Below are 16,534 nucleotides of genomic sequence, written 5' to 3'. Positions count from 1 at the left end.
ATATTATAGAAAAAAATAAGAAAAGTATTCATAAAGGAGTATAAATAAATGAAAACAATGGTAGAGTATGTTCATCAAAGAATTTTATCTTATCCAAAAAATTTGATTGGTGTCGATTTTACAATGGGAAATGGGCATGATACTGTTTTTTTGCAAAAATATTGTCAAGAGGTTTATGCATTTGATATTCAAATGGAAGCATTTGAAAATACGAAAAAGAAGTTAAAATCAATGGCAGGTATTCATTTTATCTTTGATGGACATGAAAACATGGATAAATATTTGAACTCATTTGATATTGGAATTTTTAATTTAGGATATTTACCATTAGCTGGTCATCATGTAACGACGTTATTGCAGACAACAAAAATTGCTATTGAAAAGGCTATTGTGGGAATGCAGTATGTTTTATTTATTGTTGTATATCCGGGACATGATGAAGGAAAAAAAGAAAGTCAATGGATTGATGAATATGTAAGTATGTTAGATGCTCATCAGTTTCATGTATCAACATATCGCATGATGAATAAACATTTATCACCATATGTTATAGAAATTGAGAGAAAAAATAAAAATCATCTTGAATAAAGATATACATATTGCTGCAAAATAGTCTTGAAAGAGGTGAGTTTGTGAGTTCTCGATCAAAACGTTTACTTATTCCGCAAGCAAAAGAAGGCATTGATGAAATGAAATTTGAAATTGCTAATGGGGTTGATCATCAGGGAAAAAGTTTAGCTGATGTCGCTGGTTCTATTGGTGGTGAGATAACGAAGCAATTAGTGGCTTTAGGTGAAAAACAATTAAAAAATCAGATGCCAAAAAAATAAGACAGGGATGATTCCCTGTCTTTAACATAATGTATATTTGAAATCTTCTTTTTCTACAGAATAGATAAGATCTTCAGGTGCATCTTTACAGAAATGGAACAATTGACCATCTTCAATTTTTCCATTCCAAGTTGCAACGACGATAATGTCTTCACTTAATTCTTTTAAGAAAGCAAGTAAATCAATTTGACTATTTTTGGCATAAAGAATTTTTTTATTATCAAGTAACAAAACTTTTTGATGATATGTTGATAAAAAGTTTTTCATTTCATGCATAAGTTTCTCACTAGGTGTATTGATGAATATCTTATCAAGATCAACAATAGGAATACCAGTTTCATTGCTGTATTCACGGATAAGTTTAGATTTCCCGCTTCCAGGTTGTCCAATAATTAATAGTAACTTGTGTTTAATATCATTTAATTCCTCTACTTTTTGACTTATGTTCATTATTATAATCTCCTTTATGTGTTTTGATATGTCTATTATAGCATTTATTGTAAGCGTTTTCTATCATTAATCATAAGATTTTCTAAGAAAAAGAAAATGTAGCATTTTTTGCTACATTAGTTTTGCCCTTGGACACAGAGAATGAGTTGACCTAAAAGTGTGTATTCTTGTAAGATATCTACTTTAATAATATCAGGTATAAAATCTTCTGGGAGATAATTTTTCAATTCTTTTTTTAATTCATCAATATCTGGGATAAGTACACAACATAAAATAATAGCTTGTGGACTAATAATACTGATAATAGAAAGAATAATCTTTGTAGCAAGTTCAAGAGCACCTTCTGGTGTTTTCGCTAATGATAGATAATCATCTGATAGACACATAGGTAAATACTGGACTTCACCTGCAAGATGAGCTCGACCGCGAATTAATTGTCCATTAACAATTGTTCCTGCCCCAGAAAAGTGATTTGTTGGCTGGAATAAAAAGGAAAGAGAATCATATTGCTTTTGTGATGCATAATAGCCTACAGCAGCAGTATTCACATCATTACTTAAAATAAATTTAATCTGTTTATAGCGTGATGATAAAATGGACATAAGGTCCATATCTTCAAGTCCATCAACATTAGCAGAAATAACATAGCCATCATTGATAATTCCAGGTGTCGAGACACCAACTATTTTGATGTCTGGATAATGAAGAATAGAGGTATCGATAATATCAAAAATATCTTGAATTGTCATTTTGGGTTTAATAATTTCATTATCCAATAAAACATGATTTTGTTCATCATATATACGATATGCAATATGAACTCTCAAACTATTTCTGAAAATGGATAGCACTAATATCTTTGTATCATTATGAATTGTTGTTTGTAAAGAAAGAGGCTGTGATTCATGATCAATTTTTTTTGATTGATTGTTTTTTAATGCATCTTCAATTAAATGTAATGTTTGTGCTACATCATATTTTGCAAAAATATGAGGTGGTATTTTTATAACAATTTGATTTTTAAAGATTTCTTGCGCTTTTGCATGCATATATGAAATTTGAGGAGCTAAAATAATAACATCATATTCATGGCCTACATTAAATAATTCATTATAACCAATCGCCTTCACCTCATAATTTAAAAATAATAATTCACTTGCTTCACTTAATTTTGATGCAAAATATGATGTTGTTAATCCACCACTACAGCTTAAAAGAATTTTAATTTTTGGTTTTTCAACCAATTGCTGTATACTTTCAATCATTTCATGAAATAATTCTATAGCATGTTTCATTGTTTTCATTTGGAAATGAAGATAAAATTCAATTTCCTGATTTGTTGTATTCATTACTGATAATTCAATAATACTCAGTGGATTAAAAGTGATTTGACTATAACTATAATCTGTTTCAATGATAATAATATCATCGTTTTTATCGTCTAAATGGATTTGATAATTCTTTTGGTCTTGAATGAGAATCCATTCCTTGAATATTAATGTATGTATTTCTCTTAAAAATTCATCCATACTTCTCACCTCTTTATCTTCATTATATGTTTATTATCATTGAAATCTAGTTTTTTTACTCATTTGGAAAAAGTTTTTCATAAAATAAATGCTTATTTTCTATTCAATGATAAATTTTTTTGTCTTATCTAACAATAGCATGATTTTTAGCCATAGATAGTGTATAATAAGAACTTGAAGAAATGATGGTATAAAATCTATGTGTGTTTATACTTCATTTTTAAGTTTTATATAAAGAAGGCAGAGAGTGTATGGCAACAGTTTTAGAGTTGATGTTAGAAATGAGAGAACATGCCACTATATTTTATCATAAGGATACAAATACTTTTGATATATATCCTTTTTCTCCAATAGAAAAAGAAAGTTTGGCGATGGATAGTCAAATTCCTGATCATGATACAAATAATTTTAGATTACCATCATATGAAGATATTGAGCATAAAGATATTTTTGGATTTTTTTGTAAGAGAATGTGTTAATGACAAAGATATGAGAAAAGAGTTATTTAATATTTTAAGATGTCATCACTATATAGATGAATTTTTAGATAAAATTTGTGAGTTTGATCTATATGATGATTTTGAACTTATTTGTGGAAATATTTATGGAGTGGCAGAAAGAAAACGATATAGATGTTTAGTAAGAAAGGAAATGAATTGAAAATGAAAATAATTGCTTTTACTGGTGCAGGAATATCAAAACAATCTCATATTCCAACATTTATGGAAAGACCTGATGTGAGGGAAAAACTATTTAGAAGCTTTGCTCAAAGACATCATAAAGAATACAATGAAGTGATTAGACAATTAAAAGCCAATATGAATGGAGCGAAACCTAATGATGCACACTATTCATTAGCGCAATATCAGATTCCTATTATTACAATGAATATTGATGGTTTACATAAACTTGCAGGCAGTGATGCTTTAGAGTTACATGGCGGACTCCCTGAAGATGATGAAATGGACAGGGCTTATAGTTTATATAATAAACCTGTATTATATGGTGATCCTGCTCCAAACTATCAAAAAGGCTATGAGATGGTTTATGACTTAGAACCAGGTGATGTATTCCTAGTTATTGGTTGCTCATTTCATACAGGAATCTCTGTTGATTTAAGGGAAATAGCGAGAAGTAGAGGAGCAAGAATCATAGAAATCCAAGAAGATGCAGCTCATAATGTTAGAAAAATATTAGAGAAACTAAAAAATCAAGGAATTAAACCTTGATTTTTTGATCGCTTAGTAATCTATCACGTTTTTCTTTATAATGCTGGAGTTGTTCACGAATTTGCTTACGTGTTTGTGAAGTAATATATTCAGCACTAATAATAGATGTAATCATAGATAAAACAACAGATATAGGCATAAGATAAACAAAAAACATATCTTCTGTTAAGAAATATAAAATAAATAATATAATAGCAAAAATGATAGATTTCTTAAGACTCTTTTTCCCTAAGAAGAGATTATACATTTCTTTTCTAAGATTTTGATAAGTATCTTGTAAAGCTGAAATAATTTCAGAACATTTTTCAAGTGTTAATTCATAATCATTAATATTTGTACGGACATCAACTTTAATAGGCATTTTCGCACCTCCTTTTGCATATCCGACCTTATTATAGCACGCTTTTAAAAAAAATAAAGAGATTTACTAGAAATATAAAAGGGTGTATACTATTTTGTGGTGAGAATATGAAAGCTATACAACATTTTAGAACAATTACAAAACACAAAATAAAAGTCATGAAACTTTGTTTTCGAATCGGTCTATATAAACAGGGATTATTACATGATATGTCGAAATATTCACCTTGTGAATTTATGACGGGTGTTCGTTATTATCAGGGCGATAAATCTCCAAACTCTGCTGAAAGAAGTGAAAAAGGGTATTCATTAGCATGGTTGCATCATAAAGGACGAAATAAGCATCATTGGGAATTTTGGGTTGATTTTACGCGTCATGGACTTGTTCCCGCCAAGATGCCAACATGTTATGTACTTGAAATGTTCTGTGATCGCATTGCTGCAAGCATGACATATCAGGGTGAGCGTTATCAGGATACTTTTCCATTAGCATATTATGAGCGAGGGAAGCATACTTATATTATGCATCCAGATACTAGGGCATTATTAGAAGAACTTTTAATACATCTTCATAACCATGGTTTAAATGAAACAATTGATTATATCAATACACATATATGTAACAAAAAGTGAGACTCTATAAAAGTCTCACTTTAACATGATTCACGTTCAATCAGGAAACATGGCATTTGGATACGAATTGGAGAAATGTTTTCATTTCTTTTAAATGCATCATAGATCATTCGTGCACCCATATAACCCATATCAAATGTTGGAGCAAAAATAGTTGTTAAAGGTGGAGTTGTATAATTTGCTGTATTAATGTTATCAAAACCAATCACAGCAATATCTTGAGGAACCTTTATACCATTTTGATTTAATGCACGTAATGCTCCAATTGCAATAGGATCACTTGCTGCAAAAATAGCAGAAGGGATCTTTTTTTGACGTATTAATTCATTCATCATTGTAAATCCAGATTCAATCGAGAAAGAATCTTCCATTATATAATCTTTATACTGAATGTTTTTGTCTTCACAAAAACGCATAAAATATTTTTTTCGGACATCTGGATAAAGAACGCTACCTGTATATTCCTTACCACCTAAGTAACCCACAGAATGATGTTTTAATGTGTGAAGATAATCAATGACACTTTTCATTGCATTTTTAAAATCTAAAACAATACAACATTCATGAATAGGATCAATATTCATATCAAGGTAAATAAGGTTAGGACATAATTGGCGAAAAGTATTCATATCTTCTTGACTGTATTTTCCAATACAAACAAGTCCATCTATACCTTCCAATGAAAAAAGATAATCTACATCAGTATGAAAAGCTCTTTTAATTGCTATTTTGTTTTGAAAACAAAATTCCTCAACGCCTTGTCTGATAGATAGATAATAGGGATCTTCAGTTTCTTGAATTGGTGAAAACCATTGGATAATGCCAATTGTCATTATATTATCATCAAATTTTCTTTTTTTCTTTTGATATCCCAGTTCTTTGGCAGCTGAAAATACACGTTCTCTTGTTTCTATGGGGACATTTAATGTTGGATCATTATTTAAAATGCGCGATACACTCGCACTAGAAACACCTGCTAATTTTGCAATATCTTTTAATGTTGCCATTTTATCACTTCCTTTGTTTTATTCTACCATTTAGTAAAATTAAAATCAATATTTACTAAAAATAACTAATCATAACATTTGTTTTGCTTCATATAATGATGTGGGTGATATTATGAAAAAGTGTCTATGTTTATTTTGTTTTTTATTATGTTTAACACCAATTAAAGCTATTGATTTTCAGGGTAAAGCATATATTGTGATGGATTCTTATAATCGAACAGTGTTAGAGGGTAAGAATCAAAATACTGTTCAAAGTGTGGCGTCTATCTCAAAGATAATGACAGCTATTGTAGCCATTGAAAACGGAAAGCTTGATGATGAATATGAAATTGGTGAAGAAGTAAATGAAGCTTGGGGTAGTGGGGTCTATATACATATTGGAGACCACATTAATTTAAGAGATTTATTACATGGCTTGTTGCTTAGAAGTGGTAATGATGCAGCAAATGTTATTGCTAAAAATATTGGTGGAGATATTCCTCATTTTGTTAAAATGATGAATGAAAAAGCCAAACAACTGAATATGACACAATCACATTTCTCTAATCCGACAGGCTTAGACGAAGAAGATGATGGCAATCAATCTACAGTTTATGATATGGCATTATTGATGGCGTATTGTTCACAGAATCCTATATTTAATGATATTGTTATGAAAGAAACTTATTTAAGAGAAGATGGTGGAGGAACGTGGCATAATAAAAATCGATTGCTTGATGAATATGAATATTGTGTTGGTGGAAAAACAGGATATACAAAAAAAGCGAAGAGAACATTAGTAACAAGGGCGATAAAAAATGATATTTCATTAATTATTGTTACTTTTAATTGTGGAAATGATTTTGAATTCCATAAACAAAAATATGAAGAATGTTTTGAAAAGTACCAGAATATTTTAGTTTTACCAAAAGGTATCTATCAATATCATGGACATTCATTTTTAATTGATGAAGATTTATATTATTGTGGACAGCAGGCAGCAAAAACATCTTTTTCTGGAGGAAATGAAACACTCAAGGTCTATGTCTCAAATCAGCAGATTTATGAAGTGAAAAGAAGTGAGGGAATCCAGATTATTTTAAGATATTGGATGATTTTGTTGGGAGAATTGATCAATGGCTAAGGTATGGAAATGGAGTGTTGTTATTTTTTTGTTAACGGGGCTCTTACTTGGTCATGAAGGTGATATGATGAATGCTATGATGGAAACTCCTTATTTGGTATTTGATTTAGTTACCACAGTGATTTTATCCGCTTGTTTTTGGGGTGGCTTTTTGAAGATTATTGAAAAAACAGGATTTATGGATTACCTTTCATTTTTATTAAAACCATTATTAAGATTGATTTATGGACCAATTCTTAATAAAGATCATGTATATGCTTATCTCTCCTCCAATGTAGTTGCCAATTTATTAGGTCTAGGATCATTGGCAACACTTAGTGGTATTAAGGCTTTTCAAAGGCTTAATGAATTAAATCCACATCATGATCGACCTAGTCGAGAAATGCTAACGCTGGTCATTGTGAATACTGCAGGTTTATGTTTGTTTCCATCATCATTAATTATGTTAAGACAGCAAATGGGATCAGCAGATATTTATGCGTTTTATCCTTATATGTTAATGATTGCAATAACAATTATTGTTGTTGGTCTTATTGTGCAAAGGGTGATAGATCATGAATAAAGTCATTATTATTTTCTTGCTCATAGTTTTTGTTGATGGGCTTATCAAACGATGTCATCTTTTTGAACTATTCATGGAAGGTGTGAAAGACGCTCTAACTTTAATTAAACCTATATTTACAACACTTATGGCTTTTATGCTGTTTGTTCAATTGTTAAGAAGTAGTGGGACTATAGATGTTTTAAGTTCACTATTTCAGCCAGTTATCCAATGGTTACAGATTCCTATAGATATTTTTGTATTAGGGATATTACGTCCTATTAGTGCAAATGCATCGCTATCCTTTCTTTATTCTTTTTATGAAGTATTTGGTGTAGATCACCCTTTAAGTTTATTAGCAACGCTTATTCAAAGTGGTAGTGATACAACAATGTATGTTGTTGCATTATATTTTTCTTCAATTCAAATGAAGAATACACGTTATGCTTTATGGATTGGCTTAATGATGGATTTTTTATCTGTTTTATTTGCAATTATGATTTATTTGAAAATGTTTGTGTAATTTGTAAATATGTGTATAATGGATAAAGAAAGGACGTGAGACTATGGAGAGACTACAAAAAGCAATTGCATCGAGTGGGTATACATCACGCAGAAAAGCGGAAGAACTTATTCGTCAAGGCAGAGTCAAAGTCAATGGTGAGGTCGTAAGTGAGTTAGGATTTAAGGTCAAGCAAGGTGATATAATCATGGTTGACAACAAAACATTAGAAGGTGAAAATAAAGTTTATTATGTTTTCTATAAACCCAAGGGATGTATCTGTTCGTTAAGTGATGAGTTAGGGAGAAAAACAGTTATTGACTATTTTAGGGAAATACCAGAACGTATCTATCCTGTTGGGAGACTAGATTATGATACAACAGGATTACTTTTAATGAGTAATGATGGAGAGTTTGCTAATTTGATGATGCATCCTTCATCACATTTGGAGAAAGTTTATGAAGTTTCAATAAGTGGTTTAGTGACTGGTGAAACATTGAATAAATTAGAAAAAGGAATTTATCTTGAAGGAGTTAAGACTTTACCTTGCAAAATTAAGGTTGTTGGAAAAGATGTTGAACATAAAACAACAATGTTAATGATTAAATTAATGGAAGGGAAAAACCGTCAAGTTAAAAAGATGTTTGAATCAATGGGACATCGTGTGAAAAGGTTGCATCGTATTTCTGTTGGGGGAATTGAACTTAAAGGCTTAAGACCTGGTGAATATCGAAGATTAAAACCACAGGAAGTTAAAGAATTAAAAACAATGGCATTAACTAAAAAAACAGATTACCGTAAAAGATAAGGATATCAAAGAAAGATATTCTTTTTTGTGTTTTTTGACGATATTTGTATGATGAAGTTTATTGCAGAAAAATAAGAAGTGATTATAATGTTAAACAAGGAGGTAAAAATATGCGTAGTGTGGTTTTAGAACAAGAAAAAGCAAATATGTGTGGGATATGTGGAGCCCAGGAACCTTTTATAGAATATAAAGAATTAGAAAATGTTCACTTTATTTGGTGTAATAAGTGTCACACAATCACCTTTTTTAAACAACCTCAAAGTGATGATAAAAAAAGAATGATTGAAAATGAAATGAATTTCTATAAACCTGTTACAAAGTGATAATAAAAAAAGATCTCCTATGAGATCTTTTTTATCTACTATTCGTTAACGATTGCAGCAACTGGACAAGATTCCATAGCTTCTTTAGCAGAACCATCTAATTCAGCTGGAACATCACCAATGATGTTTTCAGCTAATCCATCATCATTTAAATCGAAAACTTCTGGACATACAGCAGTACAAGCACCGCAACCAATACAATTTTCATTTACTTTGTACATTTTTTATTCCTCCTATTTCATTCTAATTTTATTATAAACTAAAAATAATTATTTTTAAAGGTTATTTTATAATTTTTATAGTTATGTTATAATGAGGAAGGTGATGAAAAGATGGAAAAACAGACAAGGATTAATAAATATAAAGAATTAAGAGAAGAAATGAAGGAAGAAGTGGCTATAGATCGTCATGTTGTTGAGACTTCTGATGATGCTGATGATGATTTTTTGGCTTTTTTACCAAAAGATGAAAAGCAGAGTGTTGATGATACATTAATAGAGCCTCTTTCTTATGAAACATTAAAAAAAGATAATGAAGAAGTGAAGATGGCTTTGAATCAGGTTAAGGTGAATGTTGGTAAAGAACAATATAACACGCGCTTAGATATTCTTAATAAAATCAAACAGGAAGAAGAACATGTTCCAGCACATTCTTATGATGAAACTGATGCTTATGATTTTGACGAAGAACCTCGTAAAAAGATGTCTTTATTAGAAAAATTAGCAGCTATGTCTCCAGAAGAAGATGCCGAAGAGTTAAAGAAGTTTGAAGAAGATTTGACAGTTGCTGATTTAATGCATGAATCAAAGAAACATAAAAAACAAAAACCACGTCGTGAAGAACAAATGAGTGAACCTGAAATCATTGAAGAAGATGAACCTGAAGAAGAAAGTAAAGTTGTTACTATTTTGAATTATGTTATAGTGATTTTTATTGTTGTGTTTATTGTTTTAGCATTTTTTATTGTGAAACAGTTATTGTTTTAAAACTAAGGGGAAACCTTAGTTTTTTAAGGAGGATATATTATGAAAAGAATTTCAATAGCGATTGATGGACCGGCAGCAGCAGGTAAATCTACAATTGCAAAATTAGTTGCAAAGAATTTGAACTATACTTATATTGATACAGGAGCAATGTATCGATGTGTAGCTTTTTATGCAATCAAGAAAAAAGTAAATTTTGAAGATGAAGAAGGAATAAGTAAATTATTAAAGGAAATTGATATTCAGATGTTACCTGATGGTACAATTCATTTGAATCAAGAAGATGTCACATCATTTATCCGTGAAAATGAAGTTTCAATGGGAGCAAGTGTCGTGTCTAAATATCAGTCTGTTAGAGATTTTTTGGTTGCGAAACAACGCCAAATGGCTCAAGGTGGAGGCGTTATTTTAGATGGACGTGATATTGGAACGGTGGTCTTAAAAGATGCAGAATTAAAAATTTATCAAATTGCAAGTATTGAATGTCGTGCAATGAGAAGACATAAAGAAAATATTGAAAGAGGTATTGTATCAGATTTAGAAGCGATTAAAGAAGAAATAGCCATGCGAGATGAGCAGGATATGAATCGTCAAATTTCACCACTAAAAAAAGCAGATGATGCTGTTGAAATTGATACTTCTGATATGACTTTAGATCAAGTTGTAGCGCGCGTTATGAATTTAGTGTCACAAAGAGTGTAGAAAGGAAGTGGATTGAATGAGAAAAGGTGTTATGGCAATTGTCGGTCGTGCAAATGTTGGGAAGTCTACGATATTTAATCGTATTGTTGGAGAAAGAATTTCTATCGTAGAAGATGTTCCTGGTGTTACACGTGATCGTATTTATGCTGATGCTAGTTGGCTAACACGTGAATTTCGTGTGATTGATACTGGTGGAATTGAAATAGAGGATGCATCTTTTACAGAACAGATAAAGATGCAAGCTGAAATTGCTATTGAAGAAGCAGATGTTATTTTATTTGTAGTCAATGGTCGAGAAGGAATTACAAAAGAAGATGAATTTGTTGCAAGAATGCTTCAGAAATCTAGAAAGCCAGTTGTGTTGGCAGTTAATAAAATAGATGATCAGGCATATAAAGATAATATATATGATTTCTATAGTTTAGGAGTAGGTAATCCTATTGCTGTTTCAGGAAGTCATGGAATCGGAATTGGAGATGTACTTGATGAAGTCATTCAGCTCATGCCAGATACAGAAGAAGAATATGATGAAGATGAAATTCGTTTCTCAATTATTGGAAGACCTAATGTTGGGAAATCTTCATTGACAAATGCATTGCTTGGTGAAGAACGTGTTATTGTTTCTGATATTGAAGGAACAACAAGAGATGCTATTGATACAGCGTTTGTTAAAGATGAGCAAAAGTATCGTGTTGTTGATACTGCTGGAATGCGTAAAAAAGGAAAAATTTATGAAAATGTTGAAAAATATTCAATTTTACGTGCTTTATCGGCAGTTGAGAAAAGTGATGTTGTTTTGGTTGTTGTAGATGGAGCACAAGGTATTATTGAACAGGATAAGCATGTTGCTGGTTATGCTCATGAAGCGGGAAAAGCAGTTATATTGATAGTTAATAAATGGGATTTGGTACAAAAAGATGAGAAGACAATGCAAAATATGGAAAAAGAGTTGCGTGAGCAATTTAAATATTTAGATTATGCACCTATTATCTTTGTTTCTGCAAAAGAACATAAACGTGTTGGCTTGTTATTTCCAATGATTCAGGAAGTTTATGCAAATAATCGTAAACGTGTGACAACAAGTGTTTTAAATGATGTTTTGATAGATGCTCAGGCAATGAATCCAACAACAACATTTAATGGTGGACGTTTAAAAATATATTATGCAAATCAGGTGAGTATTTGTCCTCCAACATTTATTTTATTTACCAATGACCCAATGTATTTACATTTTAGTTATAAGCGTTATCTTGAAAATAGATTAAGAGAATCATTTGGTTTTGAAGGAACACCTATACATATTATTGCAAGAAAGAGGGATTAAGATGAATAAAATTGCAATTTTGGGAACAGGAAGTTGGGCTACAGGACTTGCGCGTGTTCTTAATGATAATGGACATACAGTGATGATGTATGGTATTGATCAAAATGAAATAGATGATATTAATATAAGGCATTGTAATTATAAATATTTTAAAGAAGTACAATTAGAAGAATCTATTGTCGCAACACTTTCATTGGAAAAGGCATTAGAAGATGCACAATATATTTTAATTACTATTCCTACACAATTTGTGAGAAGCACCTTGGAACAAGTGAAACCTTTATTACATAATAAAGTGACCATAATTAATGCTTCTAAAGGTTTTGATATGAATACAAATATGCGTATTTCAGAAACAATTCGAAATGTTTTTACACAAGATGAAATTAATCCAGTTGTCTCATTAATTGGACCTTCACATGCTGAGGAGGTTGTGGAAAGAATACTAACTGCAGTCTGTGCTGTTTCATTAGAAGAAACTTATGCTAAAGATGTTCAAAAACTTTTCTCTAATCATTATTTTAGAGTATATACAACAACTGATGAAGTAGGAGCTGAATATGGAGCAGCTTATAAAAATGTTATTGCAGTAGCATCTGGTATTATTGCTGGTTTAGGCTATGGAGATAATACAAGAGCTGCGTTAATAACTCGTGGTTTGCATGAAATGTCGCTTTATGGGATGATTAAGGGAGCAAAACGTGAAACATATTTTGGATTAACAGGGATTGGTGATTTGGTTGTGACTTGTTCATCTGTTCATTCACGTAATTTTCAGGCTGGATATGAAATTGGTCAGAGTAATCGTGCTATCGATTTTATGGCTCATAATACAAAGACGTGTGAGGGTGTGAGAACATGCAAAATTATTCATGATGATGTAACAACACATGACTATGGTATTGAAACACCTATCGTTGATGCTGTTTATAGTGTCTTATATGAAAATGCTTCACCAGAAGAAACAGTTGCTTCATTAATGATGAGAGATTTAAAAGCCGAACAATTATAAGATTTATGCATATATTATTCTAGGTGATAAAATTGGATAAACAGGATAAATTACTAGATAAGGTATCAAGTAAAACGCATGTTTCAAAACAGGATATTTTATCGCTTGCGAGTGATCTACAGACAAAAGATTTAAACAATGATGAAAACATCAAAGAGTTTGTCAATAAGATTTCTAAAATGACAAATAAGCAAGTGAAACCTGAACAAATGAATAAAATTATTAATATTATTAAGAATAATCAAGTTCCAACTGATATTGATAAATTCGTTTAGAGTCCTAATGGACTCTTTTTCTTGTCTTTTTTCTCTGAATTGGTTATAATAAAGGTTAGAAATGAGGTGGAAGGATGTATACATTTTCTTGCTAAAACAAATGCATAATAAAAAGTCACGTTCTTTTTGTTATGCGCGCAAGAAAATGGACATCTTTCACTGATATACTCTTCTATGTATATTCTTTTAGCGACAAGTCTGTTTTCTTGTCGCTTTTATACATAAAGGAGGAATGAATATGGCAGTTATACAAGTAAAACATTTAAGTTTTTATTATGAAGGAAACTATGATTTCATTTTTAATGACGTATCATTTTCGTTTGATACAGAGTATAAGACAGCACTCATTGGTAGGAATGCAAGAGGAAAAACAACTTTTCTAAAATTGCTGATGAATCAGTATAAATATCAAGGTGAAATTATTAAATCAGTATCATGTGAATATTTTCCTTATGAAGTTAAGGATGAAAGTCTTTATACAATTGATATTTGCTTAGATATTGCACCATATATTCAACAATGGGAACTTGTCAAAGAATTTCATCTTTTAAATATGGATAGTGATGATATCATGTATCGTCCTTTTCATACATTATCACAAGGTGAGAGGACAAAAGTATTATTGGCAGTTCTTTTCTTAAAGAAGAATACTTTCTTATTGTTAGATGAACCAACAAATCATTTAGATCAACCATCTAGAAAAATTGTGGCAGAATATTTGAACAAGCAAAAAGGATTCTTGCTTGTCAGTCATGATCGTGCTTTTATTGATGGTTGTTGTCATCGCATTATTGCGATAAATCCTACTTCTATAGAAGTTGTTAATGGGAATTTCACATCATGGTATGAAAATAAGCAGAAGAAAGATATGAGTGAAATACAATATAATAAGCATTTAAAGAGAGATATTCATCGATTAGAAGAATCACGTAAAAAGACTAAGCAATGGTCAGATAAAGTAGAAAAATCCAAAAATGCACATGGACATCGAGATGCGATGGTTAAACCTGATAAGGGCTATATTGGCCATATGGCAGCGAAAATGATGAAGAGGTCTAAGAATATTGAAACAAGGAAAAATCTTGCTATTGAAGAAAAGAAAACGCTTTTTAAGGATATAGAAGTCTATGATGATTTAAAAATGATAACTTTATCATATTTTCAATCAATATTATTGAACTTTTATGATTTTTCTTTATCGTATGATCAAAAAACGATATTTCGTCATTTAACTTTTTCAGTAGAAAATGGTGATCGTATTTTATTGAAAGGTAAAAATGGTTGTGGGAAGTCAAGTCTTCTATCTTTTATCTTGGGAAAGAAGATAATGTATCAAGGAAACTATGAAAAGGGAAGTTGTCTAAAAATCAGTTATGTGCCACAAGATTGTTCATCATTATCGGGTTATTTAGATGATCTCATAGATGCTCAGCATGCTGATAAGACATTAGTCTTTACTATTTTAAGGAAACTTGATTTTTCTCATATCCATTTAAAAAAACGCATAGAACAATTGAGCGAAGGCCAGAAAAAGAAAATCATGTTAGCCTTATCATTATCGTCATCTGCCCATTTATATATTTGGGATGAACCATTAAACTATATTGATGTTTTTTCAAGAATTCAAATTGAAAAACTGATTTTAGAATATAAGCCAACCTTGTTATTTGTTGAACACGACCAATTCTTTCAAGAAAAAATTGCGACTAAAATTATTGATTTTAATGAACTTGTTTGACAAAAGAAATTGTAACCTTTACAATAAAGAAAGAGATGTTTATGAGGGGATGAAATATGAAAAGTTTAGTTGTTACAGATAAAGATATTTCAACACGATTGTTTCAAAATTCTGTTGTTGTGAATTTAAATAATATTCATTATTCTGCCTGTACAGGTGGTTTAGAATGCCTCAAATGTGAAGGAGCATGTTATTTTCGTGATGACATGAATATTATTTCTAAATGGATGAATGAATGTCAATTAATTGTTTATATAACAAAAGTTAAATATGGTTGTTTTGATGTCCCTTTTAAAAAGATGTTAGAGAGATTAGTTGTTAATCATGAACCTTATTATTCAATGGTAGATGGTGAAACTTGTCATTTAGGAGTTAGCCAATTGCGTAAAAAATTATTAGTTATTGGCTATGGTGATGTTGTAACAGATGAAGAAAAAAGGATGTTTAAAGATTTATTAGATGAATCGACATTAGGTTTTTCTTATTCGTCAGTAGATGCATATTTTTGTGAAGAATATGAACTAGAAGATACACTTCACACATTTGGGGGTGTTGATCATGTCTAAAATATTACTAGTGAGTTCAGGACTGAAACACGCACAGGAATTTGTTGAACCATTTTTAAAACGTTTAGAAGTTTATTTATCATCTCATGATCATTGTGTTATTGATGTGAGAAATGCTTCTAATTTTGATGAACGTGCATTCTTTGAATATGATCAAGTCGTTTTTCTTTTTTCTATTGCTTTAGATTCAATACCTTCTTCAACTTTGGAAATATTTGAAAAACTAGAAAATCAGTTAAAAAATAAAACAGAAGTATATGCTTTAATTGCATGTGATGAATATGAGCCTGAAAAATGTAATTTGTCTGAAAAAATTATAATGAAATGGTGTGAGAAGGAAAATTTACAATTTAAAGGTTCATTGAAGATTGGATCAGTCCTTTTCATTATGAAAAGTGCATCAAAATTTGTTGTTTCAAACTACATAAAAAGTTTTGCTTCTGCTATCTTGAAACATGAAGAAACACATAGCAAAGTTACTATGTTGACAGATAAGATATTTATGAAAACGGCAAATAAATATTGGAATAAGGAAATTCGTAAAAAACATAAAGAAAAAATGAAAAAAATGGATTAGGACACTTTATATAAAGTGTTCT

The 16,534-nt window shown here is 30.5% G+C and carries 24 protein-coding genes; 19 read left to right on the top strand and 5 right to left on the bottom strand.

The annotated features are described in order from the left end of the window. Positions 1 to 48 precede the first annotated feature (48 nt). Positions 49 to 588, top strand: coding sequence for a tRNA 5-(aminomethyl)-2-thiouridylate-methyltransferase MnmM (gene mnmM, locus BN350_RS09745; protein WP_028043433.1), 540 nt, complete (start codon positions 49 to 51; stop codon positions 586 to 588). A 44-nt stretch (positions 589 to 632) separates the two neighbouring features. Next, on the top strand, positions 633 to 830 hold the full coding sequence (locus BN350_RS09740; RefSeq protein ID WP_028043432.1) for an alpha/beta-type small acid-soluble spore protein: 198 nt from the start codon (positions 633 to 635) through the stop codon (positions 828 to 830). A gap of 21 nt (positions 831 to 851) precedes the next feature. Here BN350_RS09740 and brxF read toward each other — a convergent pair whose 3' ends face one another. Both brxF and BN350_RS09730 read right to left on the bottom strand, forming a co-directional pair. Next, positions 852 to 1,280 (bottom strand): BREX-3 system P-loop-containing protein BrxF, encoded by a 429-nt coding sequence (gene brxF, locus BN350_RS09735; protein ID WP_028043431.1) that lies wholly within the window; start codon positions 1,278 to 1,280, stop codon positions 852 to 854. A 116-nt stretch (positions 1,281 to 1,396) separates the two neighbouring features. Then, positions 1,397 to 2,809, bottom strand: a complete 1,413-nt coding sequence (locus BN350_RS09730; protein ID WP_028043430.1) for an ROK family protein — start codon at positions 2,807 to 2,809, stop codon at positions 1,397 to 1,399. A 251-nt stretch (positions 2,810 to 3,060) separates the two neighbouring features. On the opposite strand from BN350_RS09730, the gene BN350_RS09725 reads away from it, so the two are divergent. Genes BN350_RS09725 through BN350_RS09715 form a run of 3 tightly spaced genes read left to right on the top strand, consistent with a single transcriptional unit; the run spans position 3,061 to position 4,038 of the window. Further along, positions 3,061 to 3,288: a hypothetical protein gene (locus BN350_RS09725; RefSeq protein WP_028043429.1), complete on the top strand. Its 228-nt coding sequence runs from the start codon at positions 3,061 to 3,063 to the stop codon at positions 3,286 to 3,288. Positions 3,289 to 3,298: 10 nt separating this feature from the next. Then, the gene (locus BN350_RS20630; protein WP_155849100.1) at positions 3,299 to 3,469 is read left to right on the top strand and encodes a hypothetical protein; all 171 of its coding nucleotides are present in this window, start codon (positions 3,299 to 3,301) and stop codon (positions 3,467 to 3,469) included. A 2-nt stretch (positions 3,470 to 3,471) separates the two neighbouring features. Next, positions 3,472 to 4,038, top strand: a complete 567-nt coding sequence (locus BN350_RS09715) for a Sir2 family NAD-dependent protein deacetylase (RefSeq protein WP_028043428.1) — start codon at positions 3,472 to 3,474, stop codon at positions 4,036 to 4,038. Here BN350_RS09715 and BN350_RS09710 read toward each other — a convergent pair. Next, positions 4,028 to 4,399: a hypothetical protein gene (locus tag BN350_RS09710; RefSeq protein WP_028043427.1), complete on the bottom strand. Its 372-nt coding sequence runs from the start codon at positions 4,397 to 4,399 to the stop codon at positions 4,028 to 4,030. The genes BN350_RS09715 and BN350_RS09710 overlap by 11 nt on opposite strands. Before the next feature lie 107 nt (positions 4,400 to 4,506). On the opposite strand from BN350_RS09710, the gene BN350_RS09705 reads away from it, so the two are divergent. Further along, complete coding sequence (locus BN350_RS09705) at positions 4,507 to 5,031, top strand: DUF5662 family protein (protein ID WP_028043426.1); 525 nt, start codon at positions 4,507 to 4,509, stop codon at positions 5,029 to 5,031. A 20-nt stretch (positions 5,032 to 5,051) separates the two neighbouring features. Here the strand turns inward: BN350_RS09705 and BN350_RS09700 are convergent, their stop codons facing one another. Then, a complete protein-coding gene (locus tag BN350_RS09700; RefSeq protein ID WP_028043425.1) occupies positions 5,052 to 6,038 on the bottom strand; it encodes a LacI family DNA-binding transcriptional regulator in 987 nt (328 codons plus the stop codon). 112 nt (positions 6,039 to 6,150) lie between these two features. Between BN350_RS09700 and BN350_RS09695 the strand changes: the two genes are divergently transcribed. The 5 genes from BN350_RS09695 (at position 6,151) to BN350_RS09675 (ending at position 9,335) form a co-directional block, all read left to right on the top strand. Then, the gene (locus BN350_RS09695) at positions 6,151 to 7,161 is read left to right on the top strand and encodes a D-alanyl-D-alanine carboxypeptidase family protein (protein ID WP_028043424.1); all 1,011 of its coding nucleotides are present in this window, start codon (positions 6,151 to 6,153) and stop codon (positions 7,159 to 7,161) included. Continuing rightward, on the top strand, positions 7,154 to 7,723 hold the full coding sequence (locus BN350_RS09690; protein WP_028043423.1) for a nucleoside recognition domain-containing protein: 570 nt from the start codon (positions 7,154 to 7,156) through the stop codon (positions 7,721 to 7,723). Before BN350_RS09695 ends, BN350_RS09690 begins: the two co-directional genes overlap by 8 nt. Continuing rightward, positions 7,716 to 8,225: a spore maturation protein B gene (locus BN350_RS09685; RefSeq protein ID WP_028043422.1), complete on the top strand. Its 510-nt coding sequence runs from the start codon at positions 7,716 to 7,718 to the stop codon at positions 8,223 to 8,225. The genes BN350_RS09690 and BN350_RS09685 overlap by 8 nt, the downstream gene beginning before the upstream one ends. A gap of 43 nt (positions 8,226 to 8,268) precedes the next feature. Continuing rightward, positions 8,269 to 9,012, top strand: coding sequence for a pseudouridine synthase (locus BN350_RS09680; RefSeq protein WP_028043421.1), 744 nt, complete (start codon positions 8,269 to 8,271; stop codon positions 9,010 to 9,012). A gap of 110 nt (positions 9,013 to 9,122) precedes the next feature. Further along, a complete protein-coding gene (locus tag BN350_RS09675; RefSeq protein WP_028043420.1) occupies positions 9,123 to 9,335 on the top strand; it encodes a hypothetical protein in 213 nt (70 codons plus the stop codon). Between the two features lie 38 nt (positions 9,336 to 9,373). On the opposite strand, the gene BN350_RS09670 is transcribed toward BN350_RS09675, so the two are convergent. Next, positions 9,374 to 9,556 carry a ferredoxin gene (locus BN350_RS09670; protein WP_028043419.1) on the bottom strand — a complete coding sequence of 61 codons (183 nt, stop codon included), beginning with the start codon at positions 9,554 to 9,556 and terminating at the stop codon, positions 9,374 to 9,376. A gap of 111 nt (positions 9,557 to 9,667) precedes the next feature. Here BN350_RS09670 and BN350_RS09665 point away from each other — a divergent pair, with 111 nt between their 5' ends. The 8 genes from BN350_RS09665 (at position 9,668) to BN350_RS09630 (ending at position 16,512) form a co-directional block, all read left to right on the top strand. Beyond that, positions 9,668 to 10,321: a hypothetical protein gene (locus BN350_RS09665; protein ID WP_028043418.1), complete on the top strand. Its 654-nt coding sequence runs from the start codon at positions 9,668 to 9,670 to the stop codon at positions 10,319 to 10,321. Between the two features lie 39 nt (positions 10,322 to 10,360). Continuing rightward, a complete protein-coding gene (cmk, locus tag BN350_RS09660; RefSeq protein WP_028043417.1) occupies positions 10,361 to 11,020 on the top strand; it encodes a (d)CMP kinase in 660 nt (219 codons plus the stop codon). Positions 11,021 to 11,036: 16 nt separating this feature from the next. Continuing rightward, entirely contained in the window at positions 11,037 to 12,344 is a 1,308-nt protein-coding gene (gene der / locus BN350_RS09655; protein ID WP_028043416.1) for a ribosome biogenesis GTPase Der, read from the top strand. A gap of 1 nt (position 12,345) precedes the next feature. Beyond that, a complete protein-coding gene (locus tag BN350_RS09650; RefSeq protein ID WP_028043415.1) occupies positions 12,346 to 13,356 on the top strand; it encodes an NAD(P)H-dependent glycerol-3-phosphate dehydrogenase in 1,011 nt (336 codons plus the stop codon). A 32-nt stretch (positions 13,357 to 13,388) separates the two neighbouring features. Next, entirely contained in the window at positions 13,389 to 13,631 is a 243-nt protein-coding gene (locus BN350_RS09645; RefSeq protein WP_028043414.1) for a stage VI sporulation protein F, read from the top strand. A gap of 238 nt (positions 13,632 to 13,869) precedes the next feature. Then, entirely contained in the window at positions 13,870 to 15,369 is a 1,500-nt protein-coding gene (gene abc-f, locus BN350_RS09640) for a ribosomal protection-like ABC-F family protein (RefSeq protein WP_028043413.1), read from the top strand. 56 nt (positions 15,370 to 15,425) lie between these two features. Further along, complete coding sequence (locus BN350_RS09635) at positions 15,426 to 15,935, top strand: hypothetical protein (protein ID WP_028043412.1); 510 nt, start codon at positions 15,426 to 15,428, stop codon at positions 15,933 to 15,935. Next, complete coding sequence (locus BN350_RS09630) at positions 15,928 to 16,512, top strand: hypothetical protein (protein ID WP_028043411.1); 585 nt, start codon at positions 15,928 to 15,930, stop codon at positions 16,510 to 16,512. The genes BN350_RS09635 and BN350_RS09630 overlap by 8 nt, the downstream gene beginning before the upstream one ends. Positions 16,513 to 16,534: the final 22 nt, after the last annotated feature.

Origin of the sequence: Candidatus Stoquefichus massiliensis AP9, assembly GCF_000455285.1 — a bacterium.
In the GTDB taxonomy this organism is placed as follows: Bacteria; Bacillota_I; Bacilli_A; order Erysipelotrichales; family Coprobacillaceae; genus Stoquefichus; species Stoquefichus massiliensis.
This window is presented reverse-complemented; position numbering and strand designations above follow the sequence as displayed.

Excerpts from the sequence above, each read along its gene's own strand:
- mnmM (WP_028043433.1), top strand. The coding sequence starts at position 49 with ATGAAAACAATGGTAGAGTATGTTCATCAAAGAATTTTATCTTATCCA.
- brxF (WP_028043431.1), bottom strand. The coding sequence starts at position 1,280 with ATGAACATAAGTCAAAAAGTAGAGGAATTAAATGATATTAAACACAAG.
- BN350_RS09730 (WP_028043430.1), bottom strand. The coding sequence starts at position 2,809 with ATGGATGAATTTTTAAGAGAAATACATACATTAATATTCAAGGAATGG.
- BN350_RS09725 (WP_028043429.1), top strand. The coding sequence starts at position 3,061 with ATGGCAACAGTTTTAGAGTTGATGTTAGAAATGAGAGAACATGCCACT.
- BN350_RS20630 (WP_155849100.1), top strand. The coding sequence starts at position 3,299 with ATGAGAAAAGAGTTATTTAATATTTTAAGATGTCATCACTATATAGAT.
- BN350_RS09715 (WP_028043428.1), top strand. The coding sequence starts at position 3,472 with ATGAAAATAATTGCTTTTACTGGTGCAGGAATATCAAAACAATCTCAT.
- BN350_RS09710 (WP_028043427.1), bottom strand. The coding sequence starts at position 4,399 with ATGCCTATTAAAGTTGATGTCCGTACAAATATTAATGATTATGAATTA.
- BN350_RS09705 (WP_028043426.1), top strand. The coding sequence starts at position 4,507 with ATGAAAGCTATACAACATTTTAGAACAATTACAAAACACAAAATAAAA.
- BN350_RS09700 (WP_028043425.1), bottom strand. The coding sequence starts at position 6,038 with ATGGCAACATTAAAAGATATTGCAAAATTAGCAGGTGTTTCTAGTGCG.
- BN350_RS09695 (WP_028043424.1), top strand. The coding sequence starts at position 6,151 with ATGAAAAAGTGTCTATGTTTATTTTGTTTTTTATTATGTTTAACACCA.
- BN350_RS09690 (WP_028043423.1), top strand. The coding sequence starts at position 7,154 with ATGGCTAAGGTATGGAAATGGAGTGTTGTTATTTTTTTGTTAACGGGG.
- BN350_RS09685 (WP_028043422.1), top strand. The coding sequence starts at position 7,716 with ATGAATAAAGTCATTATTATTTTCTTGCTCATAGTTTTTGTTGATGGG.
- BN350_RS09680 (WP_028043421.1), top strand. The coding sequence starts at position 8,269 with ATGGAGAGACTACAAAAAGCAATTGCATCGAGTGGGTATACATCACGC.
- BN350_RS09675 (WP_028043420.1), top strand. The coding sequence starts at position 9,123 with ATGCGTAGTGTGGTTTTAGAACAAGAAAAAGCAAATATGTGTGGGATA.
- BN350_RS09670 (WP_028043419.1), bottom strand. The coding sequence starts at position 9,556 with ATGTACAAAGTAAATGAAAATTGTATTGGTTGCGGTGCTTGTACTGCT.
- BN350_RS09665 (WP_028043418.1), top strand. The coding sequence starts at position 9,668 with ATGGAAAAACAGACAAGGATTAATAAATATAAAGAATTAAGAGAAGAA.
- cmk (WP_028043417.1), top strand. The coding sequence starts at position 10,361 with ATGAAAAGAATTTCAATAGCGATTGATGGACCGGCAGCAGCAGGTAAA.
- der (WP_028043416.1), top strand. The coding sequence starts at position 11,037 with ATGAGAAAAGGTGTTATGGCAATTGTCGGTCGTGCAAATGTTGGGAAG.
- BN350_RS09650 (WP_028043415.1), top strand. The coding sequence starts at position 12,346 with ATGAATAAAATTGCAATTTTGGGAACAGGAAGTTGGGCTACAGGACTT.
- abc-f (WP_028043413.1), top strand. The coding sequence starts at position 13,870 with ATGGCAGTTATACAAGTAAAACATTTAAGTTTTTATTATGAAGGAAAC.
- BN350_RS09635 (WP_028043412.1), top strand. The coding sequence starts at position 15,426 with ATGAAAAGTTTAGTTGTTACAGATAAAGATATTTCAACACGATTGTTT.
- BN350_RS09630 (WP_028043411.1), top strand. The coding sequence starts at position 15,928 with ATGTCTAAAATATTACTAGTGAGTTCAGGACTGAAACACGCACAGGAA.